Genomic DNA, 23,016 nt, shown 5'->3' with positions numbered 1-23,016 from the left:
AGCTAGCGAAGGCTGCCGCGCCGTAGCCCGAAGGGCGCAGGCGGGCTGTGTACCGGCTCATTCTACCCTTCGTTGCGATCCGTCGACGCTCCATGCGAGCTCGGTATAGAGCGGAAGCGCACCGACCGGCGCGAAGCCGAGACGCAGATAGAGCCGCAGTGCCGCGGGGTTGCTGGATGCGACCTTGAGGCGGATCTCGCGGTTTGTCTGTCGCGCTTCCTCCATGAGGGACTGCAGGATCGCCGTGCCGATGCCGCGGCCGCGCATCTCTGGCACGATCGCCCAATCGACGATCGCGATATGATGACCAGCACGATCGGTGACCAGCCGTGTTCTCTGAACTGCGGCGGTACCAGGCCTATGCCGAGGCGCAGGCTGCACTCGGACGCATCTATGCGACGCTGGGCGTCGATCCGGTGCCGAGCGCGGCCGCTTCCTATGACGTCATCGAGCTGTCCAGGGAGATCAGGCGCGGCATGCTGGAATGGCAGCGCGGCCAGATCGCTGAGCCGGTGGCGGATGCAGGGCAGGGCGCCGCGCCGTCCGACGTTGCCAGCACGGCAACCGCCAAGACTGCAACGACCAAGCCGGAAACCGCCAAGCCGGAAGCGGTGAAGTCAGAAACGGTCAAGTCGGAGACCGCCAAGACCGTTCCGCCGAGCGCCGCGCCATCCAGCGTCGCCACCGCCACCACGGCTGCACCTCCGGCGTCCGATCAGAAGACCGGCGTCAACTGAGCAGGGGCGATGCCGGCGCATGAGCAGAAATGCGGGGCAGATCGAGCAGTCAATCTGCCCACGCGACGCCGCGGCGTGAAGCGCCGCTTTGCTCGGCTCGCTGCACTGGCGGTCCTCCTCGGCGTCTCGGCACCAGGCGCGCGTGCCCAGGCTCTGCCTGATGGCCCGGATGCTGCCGCGCTGGAATCGGGCCAGGAAATTCGCGCCCAGCTCACGCCGCGCCAATACACCACGCTATCGAGCGAGATGGCGGCGCGGATCGATCGCATCGCGACCCGGGTCGGCGAGCGCTTCAAAAAGGGCGATGTTCTCGTGGCTTTTGACTGTGCCGCCCAGAAGGCGCAGCTGGCGCATGCCCAGGCGGTGCTGACCCAGGCTGAGAAAACCTTCGTCATCAACCAGCGGCTGATGCAGCTGAAGTCGACCGGCCAGCTCGAGCTCGATATCGCGGCCGCGGAGGTCGAGAAGGCCAAGGCCGATCGCTCCGCCGCCGAAGCCGCGGTGGCCAAATGCACCATCATCGCACCCTTCGACGGCATTGCTGTGGACCAGAAGGCGCGCGAATTCCAGTACACCAATGCCGGCCAACCTCTGCTCGACATCCTCGATGACCACGGCCTCGAGGTCGAATTGATCGCGCCGTCGCGCTGGCTCGCCTGGCTCAAGCCCGGCATGGCTTTCAAGGTCGAAATCCACGAGACCGAGAAATCCTATACCGCAAAGGTGACGAGGCTCAGCGGGCGGGTCGACCCCGTCAGCCAGACCATCAAGGTGATCGGCGAGATCTCGCAGACCGCGCCGGAACTGATGGCCGGCATGAGCGGCCGTGCGGTGATCGCCCCACCGAGCGGGCAGTGAGGCGCGGCAAACATTTGCCGTTCGCTCGCTGTTACGCCGAATATCGGCCGTTCTCTTCCTATCTTGCGTGCTCTTCGCGCTCGTGGATCACGTTGGCGCGCCCGACCAGGAGATCGTCGACCATTCCGATCCGCTTGGTGTCCTTGCCGGCATAGGGCATCGCATGCAGCACGTAGCGCATCGCATTGAGCCGCGCGCGCTTCTTGTCGTCGGACTTGATGACGATCCACGGGCAGTCCGCCGTGTCTGTGTGGAAGAACATGCCTTCCTTGGCCCGCGTGTAGTCGTCCCATTTGTCGAGCGAGGCGAGATCGATCGGCGACAGCTTCCACTGCTTCAGCGGATGGCCCTCACGCTCCTTGAAGCGGCGCCGCTGCTCCTCGCGGCTGACGGAGAACCAGAACTTGATGAGATGCAGGCCGCTGCGAACGAGGTTGCGTTCGAATTCCGGAACCTGGCGCAGGAATTCATCGTATTCCGTCGGCGAGCAGAAGCTCATGACGCGCTCGACGCCAGCACGATTGTACCAGCTGCGGTCAAACAGCACGATCTCGCCGGCGGTCGGCAGATGCTGCACATAGCGCTGGAAATACCATTGCCCGCGTTCGACATCGCTTGGCTTTTCCAGGGCCACGACGCGGGCGCCGCGCGGGTTGAGATGCTCCATGAAACGCTTGATTGCGCCGCCTTTACCGGCCGCGTCGCGGCCCTCGAACAGAAGAACGAGGCGTTGCCTGCTCTCTTTCATCCAATTTTGCAGCTTCAACAACTCTGTCTGAAGAACGAACTTCTGCTCTTCGTAGTCGCGGCGGTACATCCGGGACTTGTAAGGGTAGCCGCCAAACCGCCAGTCGTCGGCCAACTCGTCGCTGGTGGTCCGCTTGGCACGCTTGGCTTCCTTGCCAACCAGAAGCGCCTGCAGATGCTTCGCATCGTCGGGCGCCGCGCCCGTGAGAATGGCTTGTACCGGCTCGCTATCCGGTCCGAGGGCCGGCGGCCCCGTCAAGACGCTGTCGAGTGCGGCCATCTCGGCCTGCAATGCGCCGGCGGATGATTGCTCGGCGAAGGAGCGCTCGATCGGAGTAAGCTCGATCGCTTGCGTCCGCGCGGCCGCTGATTTGGCCCGCCGGACCGGCTTGACGTCATTCTTTCGAGCGCGAGCCTGCCGGGACTGCCGGGGAAGAGATGTCATTCGTCTGCCTGCCCTGAGATGCGCCGGAATCCGCTTCTACCCGGAAATCGCCCGCATGCGGCTTGACGTGGATCAAACGGGAGCTTCAGGCGAGCATCTCCCTGACCATCGGCACCACCTTCCGCCCGTAAAGCTCGATGCCCTTCATCAGCTTTTCGTGCGGCAGCGGCCCCGCCGAATATTTCAGCTGAAACCGCGCAATGCCGAGCGCCTTGGCCGTCTTCGCGATCTTGCGCGCCACCGTTTCCGGTGAGCCCACATAGAGCGAGCCGTGCTCGGCCTCGCTGACGAACTCGTCGCGACCCATCGGCGGCCAGCCGCGCTCGCGGCCGATGCGGTCGCGCATCGCCTTGTAGTCGGGCCACAGCTCCTCGCGCGCCTGCTCATCCGTTTCGGCGACATAGCCGGGCGAATGGACGCCGATCGACTGCGCCGGACGGCCGAACTCCTTGAAGGCACGGTGATAGAGATCGACGTAAGGCGCGAAGCGCTCTGGATCGCCGCCGATGATGGCGAGCATCAGGGGCAGATCGTAATGCGCGGCGCGCACCACCGATTTCGGACTGCCGCCGACGCCGATCCAGGTTTTGAGCTGGCCGTTCTCGACCGGCGGATAGACCAGCTGCTCCTTCAGCGGCGGGCGCAGCTTGCCTTGCCACGTCACCGGATTCTGCGCCAGCAATGCGGCGAACAGATCGAGTTTTTCCTCGAACAGCTCTTGGTATTTGCGCAGGTCGAAGCCAAACAGCGGGAAGGACTCCGTGAACGAGCCGCGGCCGAGGATGACCTCGGCGCGTCCATTGGAAAGTGCATCCAGCGTCGCAAAGCGCTGGAACACGCGGATCGGATCGTCCGAGCTCAGCACCGTTACCGCTGAGCCGAGATGAATGCGCTTGGTGCGCGAGGCGACCGCCGCGAGCACGGTCTCCGGCGAGGAGATCGCAAAATCAGAACGGTGGTGTTCGCCGAGGCCGATGAAGTCGAGGCCGAGCTCGTCGGCCAGCACTGCCTCGTCGACGACGTTGCGGATCACCTGCGCATGCGGAAGCATGTTGCCGGTGGCGTCCTTGGTGACGTCGCCAAAGGTATCCATTCCGAATTCGAGCGGTGCGGTCATCGATCAGGTCTCTGTGGGGAGGATCGACCAGATTTAATTGATAGCCGCGACGTCACAAGGCTGCATTCCGGAAATGCTCGGTTTCCGTTTGTGCGTCTATTTCGAGATGCGCACGACCATCTTGCCGAGCGCCCCGCGTGTCTGCATCGTCCTGAACGCCTCGCGAAAGTCTTCCAGCGAGAAGACGCGGCCGACGACGGGCTTCAGCTTGCCGTCGGCGAGCCAGCCGGTCAGCTGCGCCATCAGGCGCTTCTGCACATCGGGCTCGCGTGTGGGGATCTGCGCGAGGTCGACACCCAGCAGGGCGCCGCCCTTCAGCAGCGGCAGATTGAACGGCAGCGCGGGGATCGCACCGCCGGCAAAGCCGACCACCAGGTGGCGCCCGCGCCAGGCGATCGAGCGAAAGGCCTGCACCGAGATGTCGCCGCCGACGGGGTCAAAGATCACGTCGGCGCCATGTCCTGACGTCAATTCTTTCAGCGTGTCGCGCCAGCCGGCCTGCGTGTAGTCGATGACAGCATCGGCACCGTGCGCCAGTGCGAATTCGCGCTTCTCCGGCGTCGACGCCGCTGCGATCACGCGAGCGCCGAGCAGCTTGCCGATCTGCACCGCCGCGATGCCGGTGCCGCCCGCTGCCCCCAGCACGAGTAGCTGCTCACCCGCGACGATTGTGGCGCGCGCACTCAGCGCATAGAGCGCCGTCAGATAATTGGCGCGAAACGAGGCGGCGACCTCGGCGGCAACGCCGTCCGGCAGAGGATAGACCGCCGACGGGTCGACGACGATTTCCTCGGCAAGTGCGCCCGACCGCGTCATTCCCACCACGCGCATGCCGGGCTGAAAGCCGCCAGGCCTGCCCGGAGCCTCGGCCACGACCCCAGCGAATTCAGTCCCGGGAGTGAAGGGCAGTGGATCCTTGGTCTGATAGCGTCCCTCGATCTTCAAGCCGTCGACAAAGCCGATTCCGGCTGCTTCCACCCGAATGCGCAGCTGCCCGGGCTCCATGATCGGGTACGGGATGTCCTTCAGCTCGATTTGATCGATGGGCGCGTATTGCTCGACGACGACAGCTTTCATCTCGGACCTCAGTTGTTCCAGTCATCCTAGCAGATCCCGAGACCAGCCTCTTGCGTCTACCGCCACATCCCCCGCATCCGCGCCCCGATGTCAATCTTCGGCCCCTGTGATCCGGTGCGCGCGGCTCCCGCAGCGGCCTTCGGCCAGGCGGTACGCTCGAACAGATAGACGAGCTGCTCCGGGATGAAGCGGGTGCGCGAGGCGTAGACATGACGATCGCCCTTGGCGGCCTGGCCGTGCACGAAGAAGCGCTGCGGCACGACGAGATGCAGATCATCCTTGGCGCGGGTCATCGCGACATAGAGCAGGCGGCGCTCTTCTTCCAGCTCGGCGCTGGTGCCGGCGCCGAGATCGGAGGGCATGCAGCCGTCGACGACGTTGAGCACGTACACCGACTTCCATTCCTGGCCCTTCGCTGAGTGAATCGTGGAGAGGATCAGATAGTCCTCATCGCGGAGCGGAGGTCCGGATTTGTCGCTGGTCGCGTCAGGCGGATCGAGCGTGAGCTCGGTCAGGAATTTCTCGCGCGAGGAATAGCCGCTCGCGATCTGCTCGAGCTGCATCAGATCGGCGCGTCGTGTCTCGGAATCCTCGTGGATGCGATCGAGATGCGGTTCATACCAGAGCCGCACGCGCTCGAGATCCACAGGCCATTCCGAGTAGCGCAAATTCTCGACCGTGCGGACGAAGCTGGTCCAGTCATCGCCGGTGCGCGCCGGCACCGGGAGATGGGCGAGCGCGTGCAGCGGGTCCATACTCTCCGCCATCTGGTCGAGCACGCGCTGCGCGGTGGCTGGGCCGATGCCCGGCAATAGATGCAGGATGCGAAAACCGGCGACGCGGTCGCGCGGATTTTCGGCGAAACGCAGCAAGGCCAGCACGTCCTTGACATGCGCGGCGTCGAGGAATTTCAGCCCGCCGAACTTCACGAACGGAATGTTGCGGCGGGTCAGCTCGATTTCGAGCGGGCCGGAGTGCGAGGACGTCCGGAACAGTACCGCCTGGTGCTTGAGCAACGCACCTTGCTCGCGGTTCGCCAGCACCTGCTCGACGATATAGCGCGCCTGGTCGGCCTCGTCATGGACGGTGACGAGCTGCGGCTTTTGCGTGGAGGTGCGGTCGGTCCAGAGGTTCTTGGTGAAGCGCTCGCGCGCGAGGCCAATAACGCCGTTTGCCGCCGCCAGCACGGGTTGCGTCGAGCGGTAGTTGCGGTCGAGCGTGATCATTTCCGCGCGCGGCGAGAAGCTCTGCGGAAAGTCCAGGATGTTGCGCACGGTCGCAGCGCGGAAGGAGTAGATCGACTGCGCATCGTCCCCGACGACGGTGAGCCCGCGGCCGTCAGGCTTGAGCGCCAGAAGGATCGAGGATTGCAGGCGATTGGTGTCCTGATATTCGTCGACCAGCACATGATCGAAGCGGCCGCCGATCTCGTCGGTGATCAGCGCATCGCTCATCATCTGCGACCAATAGAGCAGGAGGTCGTCGTAATCGAGCACGTGCTGCGCCTGCTTGGCCTCGACGTAAGCGGCGAACAGCCCCTTCAATTCGGCCGCCCAGCCCGCGCACCAGGGATAATGCTGACCGAGCACTTTCTCGATCTCCATCTCGGCATTGACGCAGCGCGAGTAGATCGACAAGCATGTGCCCTTGGCCGGGAAGCGGCTCTCGGTCTTCGACAATCCACGCTCGTGCCGGACCAGGTTCATAAGGTCCGCGGAATCCTCGCGGTCGTGGATGGTGAAGGCGGGATCGACGCCGATGCGCTCGGCATATTCGCGCAAGAGCCGCGCGCCGATGCCGTGGAAGGTGCCGGCCCAGGTCAGCGCGTCGCGCATGATCGCGGCATTGTTCTCGCCCAGCACTTTTCGGGTGATGCGCTCGACGCGTCCGGCCATCTCGGCCGCGGCGCGGCGGGAGAACGTCATCAGTAGGATACGGCGGGGATCGGCGCCGGCGACGATCAGATGCGCGACACGATGGGCGAGCGTATTGGTCTTGCCGGAACCGGCGCCGGCAATGACGAGCAGGGGTGCGCCCACGGTCGCGCCATCGGCCACGCCATGCTCTACGGCGCGGCGCTGCTCCGCATTGAGCGTGTCCAGATATGACGTCACGAATCGCCCCGATGAAGTGGTCAGAATCAACGATCCCCCGCCGAATCGCAATGCGGCTGGACGCCAGTCGCCTGAGGATTTAGGGGAGAGGGCAGCTCAAGTTCCAGTCCGGACGGATTGCAGACGCGGATTGCAGACATGGCCGATCCCACGCCCGACCTTTTCGAGATGCGCCGGCTGGAATCGCTGAGCAACACCATCTTTGGTGTGGCGATGACACTGCTCGCCAACGATCTGCCCAAGGCCGGCGAGTTCAAGGCCATGCCCACCTGGAGCGATCTCGCTCAGCTTTATTCCGGGCGCCTGACCGGATTGATCCTGAGCTTCATCATCGCGGGCGTGTTCTGGATCAGCCATCACCGCCGGCTCGCCCGCCAGCCGGAGGCGGGCCGCCATATTGTGCTGCTCAACCTTTTGTTCCTGCTGTCGATCGTGCTCTTGCCGGTGACCAACGGCCTTTACGGCAATTACGGCGCAAGCAGCGCCGTGGCCGTGCTGTTTGGCCTGCATCTCACTGTCATCGCCGGCCTCAATGCCGCCCTGTGGTGGCTCGTGATGCACGGCTTCCGCCACCAGCTGATCGCAGCCCTGTTTCCGCTGGCCGTATTTTTGCCGGGAACCATCGTGGCTGCGTTTGCCCCGCAATACGCATCCTATTTCTGGTTCCTGGCTTTTGGCGGACTGCTGATCCGCCGCCGCCTGGATACGGCGGCGGCCGGCAAGACCTGACGGCGCGGCTGTCGGTCATCCCTTTGACGGTGTCGCACCGAACCCGTCGGCCGGCACGTAAAGCTTGACCGGCCGGATCTCGTAGACCGCACTCGGGTTGACCTCACGCAGCTTCCGCGCCGCCGCGATCGCCTCTTCATCCGTGTCGTAGTTGACGAGGTGGAAGCCGAGAAGCTGCTCCTTGGTCTCGGCAAACGGGCCATCCAGCACCATGCCTGCGCCTGGGCCGCGCAAGGTCCGGGCCTTTTTGGTGTCATCCAGACGAGCGGCCGGCCCGAGATGTCCGCTGGCCCGCAAGGGTGCCTGAACCTCGATGACCTTGGCGACGACCGCGGCGTCCTGCTGCGGCGTCCATGCCGAAAGCTCGTCTTCCACGTGGTAGGCCAGGATCGCGTAAAGCATTCTCACCTCGCTTGTTTTTTTGGCGCGCAACCGGAAGGATGTATCACCGCCGCCGATGCCGGCAATGGCCGGTGCGCAAAATATTGCGTCACGGCGATGCTGACGAAACCATTCTGAAACCCGATTGCGGCCCGGCACCGTGAACGCCGGCCAAACGCGGGGCGACTGATGGCCACCAAGAGCAATCAAGGACTCGGAGGCGGCCATGTCGACCATCAAGATCATCTGCGACGCGCGGCGGGCGGGGAAGTCGGAGCCGGCTGATCTGCATGACCAGGCAGGCCATCACCGCTACTACGGCAGCTCGGTCGAGAACGGCGGCGAACGCATTGTCGAGAGCCGCCGCGGCAAGCGCGCGTCCGTGCTCGCCATCTTCGGATTTTGAATCGCGCTTTCAGCCGGCATCGTCAGGGCGTGTTCAGCACCTGCTTGACGAGCGCCTCACGCAGCGTCGCCAGCTCGCCGCTCGCCTCCATCTGCGCAATCACCTGTCCAACCTTCGGCACCAGGTCGCGGTGGCTTTCGTGCAGATAATGGAAGATGCGGATACGCTCCAGCTGCGGCGAGAGCGGATAGATTCTCGCTTGCAGATTGAGCTTGCGGACCGCGACCAGCCCGCTGAAGAGGTCGGTGACCATCACGTCGAAACGATCCGCATCCAGCATCGTGATCATGTTCTCGATGCCGGTGGTTGCCGTGACGCGGTCCATGCCGCGCGTGCCGGCTTCCGACGAGCCGACGCCGCGGACGATGCCGATGCGGTAGTCCCGGATCGAATTCCAACCGTCCACGACGAAATGGAGTTTGGTGGTGAACACGGCCGGCTCGATGTAGTTGATCGAGGGCGTCACCTGCAGCAGCGTCGGGTAATCGCGCGACAGCGTTCCGATGCGCTGGATTTCGCCGTCGACCTCGCCGGCGCTAGACAGCGCGAGCGCCCGCTTGCCGGGGACGTCTACGAATTCGAGCTTGATGTTCAGCTTGGCGTAGACGGTGCGCAGCATTTCGCCGCCGACATATTGATCCGGGATGTCGGCGATCCGGGCCAGCCGGATCACCGACTGCGCCTGGGATGCGCCGGCTGCAAACAGCGACAGGCAGACGACGATGATCCGCCACATTAGCGCCTCTCGGCCGTTCCTTGCTACCATTGAGTTCTGATACGAGCGCGATCTACCGGAGATGGCGGCGGCGCGGAGCCACAACGCTCACCGCTCGCCCGCCATGCGCGCGAATCCCTGATATCACCAATGTCATTCTAGCACGCGAAGTGGTAGTTTGCGCGAATATCCTGCTGCTGGGCGCGAGATATGACCCCGCCGACCTCAGATCGCCCAAGGGCCGACAGGATTGCTGCGCGCACCGCGTGCTGAGGAAGATTCAAAATCGTCGAATCGCGTGCGGCTGCGACCAGCAGGCCGAAGAGGAGTGTCGCCATTTTTCGGGGCGGGGTTCATGGGCAACGCAGGTAAAGAGAGTCCCGATCGCAGCCGCGCTGTTGCGCCAGCGGCGGCGAAGCAGGATTTGAGTGGCATCGGAGCTGCGTTCACGTCCCCGATGCTCGCGAGCCTGTCGTCGCGGGCATTCAACTGGTCGCGCAGCGGTATCGGGCCACGCCTGCTTGCGGCCGTGCTGCTGTTCTCATCGATCGTGACGCTGACCCTGACTGCGCTCCAGCTCTATCTGGACTACGATCGCGAAGTCGGCATGATCGAGACAAGGCTCGGGGAGGTCGGCCGCAGCACTACGGGCAGCCTCGGCGAGAGTCTGTGGAGTCTCGATCAGAACCAGCTCAAGCTTCAGCTCGAAGGAATCCTGCGGCTACCTGGTCTGCGCGCCGCCGAGGTCCGCGAGATCGCCGATCGGCCCAACCCTATCAGTGTCGCCGTCGGCGAACGAGGTCGCCGCTCGGTCGTCACGCGCGACTATCCCCTGATTTACACGGTTCAAGGGACCGCACGCCGAATCGGCGTGCTCCATGTCGAGGCGACGCTCAGCGACGTCTATCAGCAATTGCTGAACCGGGCCCTCGTCATCCTGGCAAGTCAGGCCGCAAAGACGTTCCTCGTCTCGCTGTTCATCATCTATATGTTCCACGTTCTGGTGACGCGACACCTGGTCGCCATCGCCGAGTTCGTCAGCAAATACAGTCTGGCGCGGCCGCCTCCTCCATTGCATCTGGAACGCCGGCCCCCTTCCGATCCCGACGAGCTGGACAAGGTAATCGACGCGTTCAACGGCATGTGCACCAACCTCGAGCGTGCCTATGGCGAGCTGCGCGAGGCCAATGCGAATCTCGATCGTGATCTGAACATCCGCCGGCGCGCCGAAGAGGATGCGCGCGCGAGCGAGCAGCGCTTTCGCGACTATGCCGAGACCGCCTCCGACTGGTTCTGGGAAACCGGACCGGATCACGTCTTCACCTACATCTCCGAGCGGGCCGATGCCTTCGGAATGGACCGCCAGGCCCTGATCGGCAAGCGACGTCCGGATGCCGCCTTCGACCAGAACGCCGAAGTGGAGAAGTGGCACGACCACATGGCGACGCTGGACCGCCACGAGCCGTTCCGGAAGTTCGAGTATCGCGGCCGCGACGGGGCCGGGCGTCTGCATTGTTTCAGCGTCAACGGCCAGCCGGTGTTTGGCGACGGCGGACATTTCATGGGCTATCGCGGCTCCTCCACCGATCTCACCGCGCAGCACGAGACCGAGGAGCGGCTTCGCCAATCCCAGAAGATGGATGCGATCGGCCAGCTCACCGGCGGCGTCGCGCACGACTTCAACAACGTGCTGACCGTCATCACAGGCACCATCGAGATCATCCAGGAGGGGCTCGCGGACAAGCCCGAGCTCGCCGCGATCGCCCAGCTGATCGACGACGCGGCCTCGCGCGGCGCCGAGATCACCTCGCAACTCCTGACCTTCGCGCGGCGCCAGCCGCTGGAGCCGCGCGAGATCGATGTCAACGCTCTCGTCGCCGAGACGGCGAAGCTGTTGCGGCCGATCCTCGGCGAGCATGTCGAGATCGTGACCCGGCTCGCTGACGATGCGTGGCCAGCCATGGCCGATCCGTCGCAGCTTTCGTCGGCGATCGTCAATCTCGCGGTCAACGCACGCGATGCGATGCCGGGCGGCGGCAGACTGACGCTCGAGACCGTAAACCGGGAATTCAACGGCACCGACAATGGTGAAGGCGAAGCGGGCTCTTACGTCATGATCGCGGTGGCCGACACCGGTCACGGCATTCCTGCCGAGATTCGCGACCGCGTGTTCGAGCCGTTCTTCACCACCAAGGGGGTCGGTCGCGGTACCGGACTTGGATTGAGCATGGTCTACGGCTTCGCCAAGCAGACCGGTGGCACCGTCGCGATCGAGAGCGAGGAGGGGCGCGGCACGGTGATGCGGCTGTTCCTGCCGCGATCGGCGGGCGAGGCGACGGCGCGGACGGAGCCGGCTCCGACGCCGGCGCTGACGCGTGGACACGAGACCATCCTCGTGGTCGAGGATGATCCGCTGGTGCAAGGCTACGTCATCGCCCAGCTCGGCAGCCTCGGCTATCGCACGCTGACGGCCAGCGAGGGCGCAACCGCGCTGGCGTTAGTCGACCGGGGAGCGAGCTTCGATCTTCTGTTTACAGACATCATCATGCCCGGCGGCATGAACGGGCGGGAATTGGCAGAGTCCGTCCGGCTCCGCCGGCCGGACGTGCGGGTGCTCTACACCTCCGGCTATACCGACAACGCCATCGTTCACGAAGGGCAGCTCGATCCCGACGTGGCGCTGCTCCGCAAGCCATACCGGAAGGCTGACCTGTCGCGAAAGATCCGAGAGGTGCTCGGGGGGCGGGGGCGCTCTGAGTGAGGGGCGCGATATCAGCGAAAATGGCCTGACCAAAGAAAAGGCGCGGCGGGGAGACCCCGTCGCGCCCGATTTCTTGCTCGCTGGTCCAGGGCTGAGAGCGCCCCGATGCCAAGCCCAATCCAAGGCTTAGCGGGCGATCCCAGCGAGGTGACAGCGCTTGGTAAAAGACACTGGATCACCTCCTTTCGTTGATTGCGGGAGACCTCAATATAGGGCGGAAGTCCGTACCTGTTAAGGGGGCGGCAGGCCGAGCGGAACCGGCTCCTGTGCGCAAAGGGCGGAAAGCCCGCGAAAGCCGTCCTGGGGGCAGTTGAGACCGCCGCCCGGCCGTGTTAGGGAGCCCCTGTCGCGGGTGTAGCTCAATGGTAGAGCAGCAGCCTTCCAAGCTGAATACGAGGGTTCGATTCCCTTCACCCGCTCCAGACTTTTCATAGACTTCGCTCAAAGACTTGGCGGGTGGTCGGATTTCATTCTGACCACTGGGCCGCTTGACGCGTTCTGACGCGTCTTTCCCATTGCGTGTTTTGCGTGTCGCTTGATGTATAATCCCGCTCAGCGCGCGTCTCGCTCGACCGAACCCAGATGCAGGTTGACGAAAACATGGTCAACCGGTCACTAGGCATGGCCGTCACTGTTGAAATCAAGACCGGCTCGCGCGCCGTCATCACACATCTGCTCTCGCCACTCCTGCGACGTAAGCAGAAGGCCTTGCGTGAGAGGTAATAGCGACTTGGTGTCGGCTCTCGACTGATCCCACCACATCCCAATTGATCTGGAGGACGGGACGCCGCGCGCCCGTCCTCCCGTTGGGTTACTTCTTCATCGCTTCGATGACGGCGAAGCTGTAGGCGCCTTCGGGCTTCTTGGTGATGACGGGATCGGAACCGCCCGACATCAGCGTGGCCACGGTACGCTCATAGTCCTTGACGTCGAGCTTGCCGTCGGTGTCCCCAAGCAGCTTGCTGATCTCGCCCATCATCCGCTTCTGATCCTTCTCGGTCTTGGCGCCGGTCGTGTCGGCGGCGAGGATGATCTTCACGGCCTCGTCCGGGTGCGCCTTGGCATATTCCCAGCCCTTCATCGAGGCCTTCACGAACTTCGCCATCTTGGCGACGAAGGCCGGGTCCTTAAGGTTCTTCTCCAGCACGTAGAGGCCGTCCTCCAGCGTGGCGACGCCTTCGTCCTCGTACTTGAAGACGACGAGCTGGCTCGGCTTGTAGCCGCCGTCGATGACCTGCCAGTACTCGTTGTAGGTCATCGTGGAGACGCAGTCGGCTTGCTTCTGCAGGATCGGGTCGACATTGAAGCCCTGCTTGATCACCTTGACGCCGCCCGCCGAGCCGTCGGTCTTGAAGCCAAGCTTCGACATCCAGGACAGAAACGGATATTCGTTGCCGCCATACCAGACGCCGAGCGTCTTGCCCTTGAGGTCGGCCGGCTTCTTGATGCCGGTGTCGGCGCGGCAGGTCAGCTCCAGGCCGCTCTTCTTGAAGGTCTGCGAGATATTGACGAGCGGCACGCCCTTCTCGCGCGAGGCGAGCGCGGACGGCATCCAGTCGACGGTCACGTCGGCGCCGCCGCCGGCGATCACCTGCGGGGGCGCCACGTCGGGGCCGCCCGGCTTGATGGTGACGTCGAGGCCGGCCTCCTTGTAGAAGCCCTTGTCCCTGGCGACGAAGTAGCCGGCGAACTGCGCCTGGGCGACCCATTTGAGCTGGATGGCGACGGGTTCGGCTGCTTGTGCGTTCGAAAGCGTCAGGCCGAGCGAAAGAGCTGCGGCCAGTGCCAATGCGTGCTTCATGCAAGACTCCAATTCAACGTGGACCTCGCCGACCTAGGTCCGATAGGACGGATGCCAGAACGTTGTCGCGCGTTCGGCCAGCGTGACAATGCCGTAGAAAGCCATCCCGGCGAGGGCGGCCAACGCGATCTCCGCCCAGACCATGTCGATGGCCATGCGGCCGGCCTCGGTGGAAATGCGAAATCCGATACCCTGCGTCGGAGTTCCGAAAAATTCTGCAACGATCGCGCCAATCAGGGCAAGCGTGGCGTTGATCTTGAGCGCGTTAAAGATGAAAGGCAACGCGGCGGGCAGATGGAGCTTGGTCAGCGCCTGGGCATGGGTGGCGCCGTAGGAGCGCATCAGGTCGCGCTCGATATGGCCGGCTGCATTCAGCCCCGCGATGGCGTTGACCAGCATCGGGAAGAAGGTCACGAGCACGACCACGGCGGCTTTCGACGGCCAGTCGAAGCCGAACCACATCACCATGATCGGCGCGACGCCAACGAGCGGAAGCGCCGAAAAGAAGTTGCCAAGCGGCAACAGGCCGCGGCCGAGGAAGGCGTAACGGTGCGCCAGGATCGCGACAAGAAGCCCGGCGCCGCAGCCGATGACATAGCCCGCCAGCACGCCGCGCACGAAGGTCTGGACGAAGTCGGCCCCGAGGATCGGCAGCGAATGGATGAATTTGGTCGCCGCCGCGCTCGGTGACGGCAAAAGCACGGCTGGCACGCCGAAGCCGCGCACCGCGACCTCCCAGAGATAGAACACGGTGAGGCCGAACAGGAGCGGGACCAGCAGATCGACCGCGCGCCGCCGCCTACCCCGGGCTTGATGCGTCCCGGCGAGATTGACCACGCCAAGTGCCGCCGACAGCCAGCACGCCATCACGATCATCCAGAAGCTGGCACGTGCGGTCCCCGCCATGGCCGGATCCTCCAGCAGGATGAGTGAGGCGGCGGCGGCGAGGATCGCGCCGGCAAGACCGAGAATGGTCGCCCGCTGATCCGACAGCCAGGCCGCCAGCAGGAACAACAAGCCGGCTGCGCCGACGACGGGCCAGAGGGCGGGGCGAGCCGACAAGGGCAGCGATTGCGGCGCGAGCGGAAGGGCGAAGGCGAGCGCCAGAGCGGCGGTTGCGGCGATGAACCCCAGCCTCAGCTTGCGCGGATCCATCAATGCACTCCCATGCGCCGGCCGACGGTTCGTTCGATCAGTCCGATCAGCGCGATCAAGGCGGAGGAGAGGACGGCGGCGGCGACCAGCGCGGACCAGAGTTGGACCGTCTGGCCGTAGTAGGAACCCGAGAGCAGCCGCGCGCCGATGCCGGCTTCGGCGCCGGTCGGCAATTCCGCGACGATGGCGCCGATCAGCGAAATCGTCACGGCGACCTTGAGGCTCGCAAACAGATAAGGCACCGAGGCGGGCCAGCGCAGTTTCCACAACACCTGGCGCGGCGTCGCCGACCATGTCCGCATCAGTTCGAGCTGGAGCGGATCGGGCGAAGCAAAGCCCTTCACCATCCCGATCGTGATGGGAAAGAAGCACAGATAGGCCGAGATGATCGATTTCGGCAGCAGTCCGTGCAGTCCCAGCGCCCCCAGCACCACGATGAAGATCGGCGCCAGCGCCAGCACCGGCACCATCTGCGAGCAGATGATCCAGGGCAGTAAGCTCCGCTCCAGCACCCGGCTGTGCAGGATCAGCAGCGCCAGCACGATCCCGAACAGCGCGCCGAGCAGGAAGCCAAGCAAGGTCGCCGACAATGTCACCAGCGAGTGGTAGACCAGGCTGCGCGGCGCCAGCGGCGGATAACCGAATACGGAATCGAGGAACGCGGCGGCGATCTGGTGCGGCGCCGGCAGCAATGGCCGCTCGGCATCCATCGTGCCCGCGAGCACGTCGCTCATGGTATAGGGCGTCTCTTCGCGCTCGAAGCCGTCGCGGACCAGCGACCAGTTCATGGCAACGGCCGCGACGTACCAGATCGCGACCAGCGCCAGCACCATGGCGAGAACCGGCGCGTAACGCGTGACCAAGGGATGGTCCCGAAGCGCGCGCGAGGGACGCAAGGGCAGGGCGAGCGTGCTACTCGTCATAGGAGTGCCCGGCGCGCAGGCCGTTGCGGACGCGCTGCGCCACCTTCAGAAATTCCGGCGTCTCGCGGATCTCCAAGGATCTCTCGGTCGGGAAATCGCAGTCAATGACATCGATGATGCGGCCCGGGCGCGGCGACATCACGACGATCCTGGTCGACAGGAATACGGCTTCCGGAATCGAATGGGTCACGAACAGCACGGTCTTGCCGGTCGACTTCCATAGCTGGAGGAGTTGCTCGTTGAGGTGATCGCGCACGATCTCGTCGAGTGCACCGAACGGCTCGTCCATCAGCATCAGCGCCGGATCGAACGACAAGGCGCGCGCGATCGAGACCCGCTGCTGCATGCCGCCGGAGAGTTGCCAGGGGAACTTACGCTCGAAGCCGGTGAGGTTGACCATCGACAGATAGCGCTCGACCCGCTGCTGCTGCTCGATCTCGGAATAGCCCATGATCTCCAGCGGCAGCTTCAGGTTCTTCTCGATGGTCCGCCATGGGAACAGGGCCGGCGCCTGGAACACATAGCCATAGCTGCGGGCAAGGCGCGCCGCTTCCGCGCTCATGCCGTTCACCGTGAGCGTGCCGGAGGAGGGCTGCTGCAGATCGGCGATCACCCGCAGCATCGTGGTCTTGCCGCAGCCGGACGGCCCGATGAAGGAGACGAACTCGCCCTCGGCGACTTGCAGGTTGACGTCGGAGAGCGCCTCGACCCGGCCGTCGGCCGTGTCGAAGGTCAGCGAGATGTTTTGGGCGTCGACGACGAGCCGCCCCGGTCGGGAGTCGGCGAGCGGTTCGTCGGGTACGGAGAGACTTGGCTTTGGCATGGCGATGCGAAATATTGTCGCAAAAGCGGATTGTCGTGGCGCGCCCAATGTTTGCGCAGGTGAGGCGCATAATAAGCAGGTTCTTGTCCGATTTCGAAGCAATTGACGCGCGGGTGGCTTTTGACTTGCGTTGTTCACAGCAGATAGTTTCGTGTTCGCTTTCGCAACAAGCGCGCGAGCCCTCGATATGCGAGCCATATGAAGCCTGCTCCGTTCAAATATGTCCTGGCGTCGTCGCTCGACCATGCGCTTGCGCTGAAGGCCGAACATGGCGACGAAGCGCGCTTTCTCGCAGGTGGCCAAAGCCTTATCCCGGCAATGAATTTTCGCCTGGCGCGGCCTTCGGTGCTGATCGACATCAACGGGCTCACCAGCCTCGCCGGCATCGATCGCCCGGAAGCGGGGCAAGTCAGGGTCGGTGCTCTGATGCGCTACCGGGCGCTCGAGCGGGATGGCGAGTTTCTCAGGAGCTGTCCGCTGTTTGCCGACGCGCTGCCGCATATCGCGCATCCCCAGATCCGTAACCGCGGCACCATCGGCGGCAATCTCTCCCACGCCGATCCGGCCTCGGAGCTGCCGGCGCTGGCGGTCGCCATGCAGGCGAAGATGCGGATCAGGTCGGCAGCGGGCGGGCGAACGGTGGCGGCGTCCGACTTCTTCGCCGGCCTGCTCACCACCGACCTTGCCAGCGACGAGATGCTGGTCGATATCACTTATCCGGTCCTGGCCCCGCGCAGCGGCGCCTGCTTCATGGAAGTCGCGCGCCGCCGCGGCGATTTTGCCATCGCCGGCGTTGCGGCTGTCGTGACCTTGGATGAGGAGCGCCGCTGCGCGAGTGTCCGGCTCGCGCTCTGCGGTGTCGGAGAGACGCCGGTCGATGCCGGCGCGGCAGCATTGCCCATGGTCGGCAGCCGCGTGACGGGCGAGTCGATCGACGCAGTCGCCGCGGGCGTGCGGGAGCTGATCGCGCCGTCCGGCAATGTTCACGCCAGCGCCGACTACCAGCGGCATGTGGCCGGCGAGCTGGTCCGGCGCGCCATCCGCACCGCTCATCAACGGATCAGCCATGCAGCCTGACCAGCACGAGATTGAGCTCACGGTCAACGGCACCCGATATCGGCGCACGGTCGAATCGCGCATGCTGCTGTCCGATTTCCTGCGTCACGAGCTCGGGCTGGCTGGTACCCATGTCGGCTGCGAGCACGGCGTCTGCGGTGCTTGCACCATCCTTCTCGAAAGTGATCCGGTTCGCTCCTGCCTGATGCTCGCGGTGCAGGCCAATGGCCGCGCGCTCGCGACGGTCGAGGGGCTGGCGTCTGCGGACGGGGAGCTGCATCCGGTGCAGCAGGCAATGCACGCGCATCATGGCCTGCAATGCGGCTATTGCACGCCCGGGATCCTGATGACCATGACGGCCTATCTGACCGAGCATCCGTCCCCCTCGGAGGACGAGGTGCGAGAGGCGCTATCAGGCAATCTCTGTCGCTGCACCGGCTATCAGAATATCGTCGACGCGATGATGGACGCGGCCGCGCGGATGCGGGAGGAGGCGTCATGAGCACCCGCTTCTTCGGCGCACCGGTCAAGCGCAATGAGGACAGGAAGCTCCTGACCGGGCAGGCGCTGTTCATCGACGATGTCGAGCTGCCGGGTATGCTGCATGTCGCCTTCCTGCGCAGCCAGGTCGCGCATGCCCGCCTGAAGCATATCGACGTATCGCGCGCGCGGAAGCGGCCGGGCGTCGTCGCGGTCTATGTGGCCGAGGACTACGGCGACTATTGGCAGCCCTGCCCGCTTCTGGTGCAGCCGCCGCCGATTCCGGGAAGCACCTTCAATCCGCGCACCCAGGTGCCGCTCGCAAGGGACAAGGTGCGTTATGTCGGCGAGCCACTCGCTGTCGTCGTCGCGGAAAGCCGCTACCTCGCCGAGGATGCACTCGACGATATCGACGTGGAGCTGGAGTCGTTGTCCGCGGTCGTCGACATCGAACGGGCGCTGAAATCCTCATCGGCGCGGGTCCACGACGATCTCGGCTCGAATATCGCGGCGCATGTTCACCAGATGAAGGGCGACTATCGCAAGGCCGCCGCGAACGCGCAGATCATCGTCAAGCGCCGCTTTCGCTATGAGCACGGCATCTCGTCGCCGATCGAGACCCGCGGCGTGGTCGCGCACTGGAATGCACGGGGCCAGCAGATGACGATCTGGGACACGACCCAGGCGCCGGTCTTCATCCGCAACGGCCTTGCCGCCATGCTTGGCCTCGGCGAGCGGCAGGTGCGCGTCATCGCGCCCTTCGTCGGCGGCGGCTTCGGGCCGAAGATCATGATGTTCTATCCGGAAGAGGTGGCGCTGCCGTGGATCTCCATGCGGCTCAACCGTCCGGTCAAATGGATCGAGGACCGGCTCGAGCATTTCGTTGCGACCACGCACGAGCGCGGTCAGATCCACGACGCCGAAATCGCGCTCGCGGCCGACGGACGGATCCTCGGGGTCAAGGACGTCTTCCTGCACGACACCGGTGCCTACAACACGTACGGCCTGACGGTGCCGATCAACAGCCAGTGCACAATGCTCGGGCCCTATGTGATCCCGGCCTACGACAGCACGTTCACGGCCGTGTTCACCAACCTGCCGATCGTCACGCCCTATCGCGGCGCCGGCAGACAGCACGGGGTGTTCGTGATCGAGCGGTTGCTGGATCTCGCCGCACGGGAGCTCGACATCGATCGCGCCGAGATCCGGCGGCGCAACCTGATTCCGCCAGACGCCTTCCCGTACAATAACGAGATCATCTTCCAGGACTTTGCCCCGCTCAGCTATGACAGCGGCAATTACGAGCCTGTTCTCGCCAAGGCGCTCGACGCGATCGGATATCAGCGCTTCCTGAAGGAGGAGCAGCCGAAGTTTCGCGAGGAAGGACGCTGTGTCGGCATCGGCATCGCCTGCTACGTCGAGGGGACCGGCATCGGTCCCTATGAGGGCGCCAAGGTGCAGGTGCAGGCCAACGGCAAGGTCAATGTGGCGACCGGCATCGGCACCCAGGGGCAGGGGCATTTCACGAGCTTCGCGCAGATCGTCGCCGACCAGCTCGGCATCGATCCTTCCGATGTCGATATCGTCACCGGTGATACCGACCAGTTCTACTGGGGCGCCGGCACCTTTGCCAGCCGCGGCGCGGTGGTGGCGGGCAACGCCGTCAACGAGGCGTCGGCCGCGGTCAGGCGGAAAGCCCTGAAGCTCGCGTCCGACGCCTTCGAATGCGCCGAGGAGGACCTCGTTCTTGCCGACGGAAAGGTGTCTATCGCGGGGATTCCGGGAAAGTTCATCCGCCTCGGCGAACTTGCGCAGCGCGCCAATCCGATGCGCGGTGCGGTGAGGCCGGGCACCGAACCCGGTCTCGAGTCCACGCAATATTTTGGCCCGCCCTCAGGCGCCACCGCCAACGGTGTTCATGCTGCGATCGTCGAGATCGATCCGCTGACCTTCGAGCTGAAGGTGCTTAGATATGTCGTGGTCCATGATTGCGGCACGGTGATCAATCCGATGATCCTCGAAGGCCAGATCCACGGCGGCGTCGCGCAGGGCATCGGCAATGCTTTCTTCGAGAAACTTGCTTTCGACGATCAGGGCCAGCTTCTGAACGCGTCGCTCGCCGACTATCTGCTGCCGACTGCGCTCGACGTCCCGCGCATGGAGCTCGACCATACGGTGACGCCGTCGCCGCTCAACCCGCTCGGTATCAAGGGCGCCGGCGAGGCGGGAGCCATTCCGGTCGGGGCCGTGTTTGCACAGGCGATCGAGGATGCGCTGCAGCTCACCTCGCGCAAGATCGAGCTGTTGGAGATTCCGCTGAGCCCGAGTCGGCTGTTCGAGCTGACCCGACAGGAGGGCACATGAGAACGGCGCGCGTGTTTCGCCTGTCAATGGCCCATCCCGGCGACCTCTCCGAGCTCGACGAACTGATCGTGCGCGGCACGATCAAGGCGGCCGATGTCGCGGCCATCATCGGCAAGACCGAGGGCAATGGCGGCGTCAACGATTTTACCCGCGGCTACTTCACCCAGACGCTGATGGCGCTGCTGTCGAAGCATCTCGGACGGCCGGCCGCCGAGCTGATCCGCGAGGTTCCCTGCGTGCTCTCCGGCGGCACCGAGGGGGTGATGAGCCCGCATTACAGCGTCTTCTGTGTCAGAGAGGGGGAAGCCGCAACGCGATATCCGTCCGCGCTGGCAATCGGAACCGCCTTCAGCGCGCCGGTGCCGGCCGAAGAGGTTGGCCGACGCGCCCATGTCGAGAGCGTGGCGGCGACCGTGCGCGCCGCCATTGTCGATGCCGGAATTGAGAAGCCCGAGGACGTACACTTCGTCCAGGTGAAATGCCCCTGCGTGACGGTGGCGCGTGCGGCCGCGGCTATCGCAGCCGGCAAGGCGCCGCTCACCAGCGATCCCAACAAGTCGATGGCCTTTGCGCGCGCCGCCGGTGCCTTTGGCGTCGCGCTCGGGCTGTCCGAGATCAAGCCGGATGACTTCTCCGATGCCTCGCTGCTCGCCGATTTCTCGATCCAGTCGCCGCGTGCCAGCATTTCTTCGGGCGTCGAAGTCGAGAGCAACGAGGTCGTGGTGCTCGGCAATAGCCCGAGCTGGGCGGGCGATTTGCGCATCGCGCACCGGCCCATGATCGATGCGCTCGACATCGGTGCGGTCGTCGACGTGCTCGCCGATCTCGGCATCGCGGCCAGCCCGCAGGTGTCCGCCGCGGACTCGGAGCGCATCGCTTCGGTTCTGGTCAAGTGCGAGCCGGACCGTCGCGGCCGGATCCGCGGCCGCCGCCACACCATGCTCGACGACACCGATATCAACGCGCAGCGCCATATCCGCGGCGCGGTTGCCGGCCTCGTGGCCGGCGTGATCGGCGATGGACGGATTTTTGTGTCGGGCGGCGCCGAGCATCAGGGGCCGGATGGCGGCGGCCTGATCGCCGTGATCGCGTCGCAGGAGGGGGCTGGCTAGATGCGGATTGTCATCATCGGCGCCGGCGTCGCGGGATGCGTGATGACACGCAAACTCGCAGCTCTCGACGGCGTCGAAGTCGTCTGCCTCGAGCGGGTCAGCCGCGACGACCATTCCGAGGCCGGCACCGGGCTCAATGTCGGGCCGAATGCGGTGAAGGCGCTCAGCGCGGTCGATCCGGAGCTTGCCGCGCGCATCACCGCTGCGAGCTTTGTCTGGGCGAATTGGCGCATCTCGCTGACCGACGGCACCGTGCTGTTCGACCTGCCGCTCAAGGACGTCGCCGAGGGGCCCGGCTGGCGCATTCGCTGGTCGGAGCTCTATCGCGTTCTGCGCGAGGCGGCCGGTGAGCGCGTTGCCTATGGCTGCGAGATCACGCATATCGCACGCGATGCTACCGATCCGCGCAAGACGGAAGTCGCCTGGCGCCAGGATGGCCGCGAGCATCGGCTCGACGGCATTGATCTTTTGATTGCCGCCGACGGTCGTTACTCCGATGTGCGGCGGACCATCTCCGGCGAGGTGCCGGTGCGCCTCACGGGCGTTGCGATCTCGCGCCTGCTGGTGCCGGACAGCTCGCGCGGCCTGATCGATGACTATGAGCAATGGTTCAACGGGCCGAACCGGCTTTTGGCGTTCCGCGTGCCGCCGGATCACGTCTATCTGGCCGGCACGTTCCCGATCGAGTCCGAGATCCCCGAAGCCCGCAAGGCGCCCGAGGCGCTGCGCGCCGCCTATACGCCGGCTCAAGCGCCGCCGAGCGATCAGGCGCGCTGGCTGATCGACCAGCTCTGCAGTGGTGTCACTGATACGCATTGGGCACGGATGCAGGAGCATGATTTGCTTTACCGCGCCGCCGACTGCAACGTGTTATATCTTGGCGACGCCGCCCATGGCATGGTGCCGACGCTCGGCCAGGGCGCGACCCAGGCGATCGAGGATGCGGCTTGCGCTGCTGCGCTGATCACGCAACGTCACGAGGTCGGCGCCCGTGACGTCGCGCGTTGGCTGAGCGAGATCGAGGCGCTGCGGTCTGATCGTATGCGCTTCGTGATGGAGTTTTCGCTGGCCGCGAGCGACACGATTCTCGCCGGCGGAAATCCGGTCGCCGGGACGCGCAAGAAAAGCGACGAGCCGTTTCGCAGCAATCTGAAGGCGCTGTATCGTCAAATCGGCCTGCCGGTCGACGGCGGCCAAGCGTGAGGAGATATTGAG

21 protein-coding genes, 1 tRNA gene and 1 pseudogene are annotated in these 23,016 nt (G+C 64.8%); 12 read left to right on the top strand and 11 right to left on the bottom strand.

Translation table 11 applies throughout. The annotated features are described in order from the left end of the window. Positions 1–57 precede the first annotated feature (57 nt). Positions 58–381, bottom strand: a complete 324-nt coding sequence (locus XI06_RS17430; RefSeq protein ID WP_271605984.1) for a GNAT family N-acetyltransferase — start codon at positions 379–381, stop codon at positions 58–60. Between XI06_RS17430 and XI06_RS17425 the strand changes: the two genes are divergently transcribed. Both XI06_RS17425 and XI06_RS17420 read left to right on the top strand, forming a co-directional pair. After that, complete coding sequence (locus XI06_RS17425; RefSeq protein WP_237861336.1) at positions 330–737, top strand: hypothetical protein; 408 nt, start codon at positions 330–332, stop codon at positions 735–737. The two genes, XI06_RS17430 and XI06_RS17425, sit on opposite strands and share 52 nt — an antisense overlap. A 75-nt stretch (positions 738–812) precedes the next feature. Next, on the top strand, positions 813–1,595 hold the full coding sequence (locus XI06_RS17420; protein WP_271605983.1) for an efflux RND transporter periplasmic adaptor subunit: 783 nt from the start codon (positions 813–815) through the stop codon (positions 1,593–1,595). A gap of 58 nt (positions 1,596–1,653) precedes the next feature. Here the strand turns inward: XI06_RS17420 and ppk2 are convergent, their stop codons facing one another. From ppk2 to XI06_RS17400, 4 genes are all read right to left on the bottom strand, one after another. Then, a complete protein-coding gene (gene ppk2 / locus XI06_RS17415; protein WP_237861338.1) occupies positions 1,654–2,787 on the bottom strand; it encodes a polyphosphate kinase 2 in 1,134 nt (377 codons plus the stop codon). Between the two features lie 85 nt (positions 2,788–2,872). After that, a complete protein-coding gene (locus XI06_RS17410; protein WP_237861339.1) occupies positions 2,873–3,904 on the bottom strand; it encodes an LLM class flavin-dependent oxidoreductase in 1,032 nt (343 codons plus the stop codon). Positions 3,905–4,000: 96 nt separating this feature from the next. After that, positions 4,001–4,981: an NADPH:quinone oxidoreductase family protein gene (locus XI06_RS17405; protein WP_237861341.1), complete on the bottom strand. Its 981-nt coding sequence runs from the start codon at positions 4,979–4,981 to the stop codon at positions 4,001–4,003. A gap of 56 nt (positions 4,982–5,037) precedes the next feature. Continuing rightward, positions 5,038–7,095, bottom strand: coding sequence for an ATP-dependent helicase (locus XI06_RS17400; protein WP_237861342.1), 2,058 nt, complete (start codon positions 7,093–7,095; stop codon positions 5,038–5,040). Positions 7,096–7,233: 138 nt separating this feature from the next. On the opposite strand from XI06_RS17400, the gene XI06_RS17395 reads away from it, so the two are divergent. Then, positions 7,234–7,824, top strand: coding sequence for a TMEM175 family protein (locus XI06_RS17395; protein WP_237861343.1), 591 nt, complete (start codon positions 7,234–7,236; stop codon positions 7,822–7,824). 15 nt (positions 7,825–7,839) lie between these two features. Here the strand turns inward: XI06_RS17395 and XI06_RS17390 are convergent, their stop codons facing one another. Further along, a complete protein-coding gene (locus XI06_RS17390; protein WP_237862547.1) occupies positions 7,840–8,226 on the bottom strand; it encodes a YciI family protein in 387 nt (128 codons plus the stop codon). 205 nt (positions 8,227–8,431) lie between these two features. Here XI06_RS17390 and XI06_RS17385 point away from each other — a divergent pair, with 205 nt between their 5' ends. Beyond that, complete coding sequence (locus tag XI06_RS17385; protein ID WP_237861344.1) at positions 8,432–8,611, top strand: hypothetical protein; 180 nt, start codon at positions 8,432–8,434, stop codon at positions 8,609–8,611. A gap of 22 nt (positions 8,612–8,633) precedes the next feature. Here the strand turns inward: XI06_RS17385 and XI06_RS17380 are convergent, their stop codons facing one another. Beyond that, entirely contained in the window at positions 8,634–9,347 is a 714-nt protein-coding gene (locus XI06_RS17380; RefSeq protein ID WP_271605982.1) for a substrate-binding periplasmic protein, read from the bottom strand. 334 nt (positions 9,348–9,681) lie between these two features. On the opposite strand from XI06_RS17380, the gene XI06_RS17375 reads away from it, so the two are divergent. The 3 genes and pseudogenes from XI06_RS17375 to XI06_RS17365 form a co-directional block, all read left to right on the top strand. Continuing rightward, a complete protein-coding gene (locus XI06_RS17375) occupies positions 9,682–12,087 on the top strand; it encodes an ATP-binding protein (protein WP_237861346.1) in 2,406 nt (801 codons plus the stop codon). Positions 12,088–12,435: 348 nt separating this feature from the next. After that, positions 12,436–12,509, top strand: a tRNA-Gly gene (locus XI06_RS17370). Positions 12,510–12,639: 130 nt separating this feature from the next. Next, positions 12,640–12,810: pseudogene (locus XI06_RS17365) on the top strand (HlyD family type I secretion periplasmic adaptor subunit); the annotation flags it as partial. An 88-nt stretch (positions 12,811–12,898) separates the two neighbouring features. Here the strand turns inward: XI06_RS17365 and XI06_RS17360 are convergent. The 4 genes from XI06_RS17360 to XI06_RS17345 are packed head-to-tail and all read right to left on the bottom strand — an operon-like array spanning position 12,899 to position 16,789. Beyond that, positions 12,899–13,888 carry an ABC transporter substrate-binding protein gene (locus XI06_RS17360; RefSeq protein WP_237861347.1) on the bottom strand — a complete coding sequence of 330 codons (990 nt, stop codon included), beginning with the start codon at positions 13,886–13,888 and terminating at the stop codon, positions 12,899–12,901. A gap of 33 nt (positions 13,889–13,921) precedes the next feature. Continuing rightward, the gene (locus tag XI06_RS17355; protein WP_237861349.1) at positions 13,922–15,043 is read right to left on the bottom strand and encodes an ABC transporter permease; all 1,122 of its coding nucleotides are present in this window, start codon (positions 15,041–15,043) and stop codon (positions 13,922–13,924) included. Further along, the gene (locus tag XI06_RS17350) at positions 15,043–15,966 is read right to left on the bottom strand and encodes an ABC transporter permease (protein WP_333909341.1); all 924 of its coding nucleotides are present in this window, start codon (positions 15,964–15,966) and stop codon (positions 15,043–15,045) included. Before XI06_RS17350 ends, XI06_RS17355 begins: the two co-directional genes overlap by 1 nt. Beyond that, positions 15,956–16,789 carry an ABC transporter ATP-binding protein gene (locus XI06_RS17345; RefSeq protein WP_237861351.1) on the bottom strand — a complete coding sequence of 278 codons (834 nt, stop codon included), beginning with the start codon at positions 16,787–16,789 and terminating at the stop codon, positions 15,956–15,958. Before XI06_RS17345 ends, XI06_RS17350 begins: the two co-directional genes overlap by 11 nt. Positions 16,790–16,987: 198 nt before the next feature. Here XI06_RS17345 and XI06_RS17340 point away from each other — a divergent pair, with 198 nt between their 5' ends. The 5 genes from XI06_RS17340 to XI06_RS17320 are packed head-to-tail and all read left to right on the top strand — an operon-like array spanning position 16,988 to position 23,004. After that, positions 16,988–17,866, top strand: a complete 879-nt coding sequence (locus tag XI06_RS17340) for an FAD binding domain-containing protein (protein ID WP_237874040.1) — start codon at positions 16,988–16,990, stop codon at positions 17,864–17,866. Next, positions 17,856–18,347, top strand: a complete 492-nt coding sequence (locus XI06_RS17335; protein ID WP_237874042.1) for a (2Fe-2S)-binding protein — start codon at positions 17,856–17,858, stop codon at positions 18,345–18,347. Before XI06_RS17340 ends, XI06_RS17335 begins: the two co-directional genes overlap by 11 nt. Beyond that, positions 18,344–20,689 (top strand): xanthine dehydrogenase family protein molybdopterin-binding subunit, encoded by a 2,346-nt coding sequence (locus XI06_RS17330; protein ID WP_237874044.1) that lies wholly within the window; start codon positions 18,344–18,346, stop codon positions 20,687–20,689. Before XI06_RS17335 ends, XI06_RS17330 begins: the two co-directional genes overlap by 4 nt. Further along, on the top strand, positions 20,686–21,801 hold the full coding sequence (locus tag XI06_RS17325; protein WP_237874046.1) for a ring-opening amidohydrolase: 1,116 nt from the start codon (positions 20,686–20,688) through the stop codon (positions 21,799–21,801). The genes XI06_RS17330 and XI06_RS17325 overlap by 4 nt, the downstream gene beginning before the upstream one ends. After that, positions 21,802–23,004 carry an FAD-dependent monooxygenase gene (locus tag XI06_RS17320; protein ID WP_237874047.1) on the top strand — a complete coding sequence of 401 codons (1,203 nt, stop codon included), beginning with the start codon at positions 21,802–21,804 and terminating at the stop codon, positions 23,002–23,004. The last annotated feature ends 12 nt before the right edge of the window (positions 23,005–23,016 follow it).

The organism is Bradyrhizobium sp. CCBAU 11434 (assembly GCF_028128895.1).
GTDB classification, from domain to species: Bacteria; Pseudomonadota; Alphaproteobacteria; order Rhizobiales; family Xanthobacteraceae; genus Bradyrhizobium; species Bradyrhizobium zhengyangense.
Note: the sequence above shows the minus strand (reverse complement) of the source record. Positions and strands in the feature narration are given on the sequence as shown.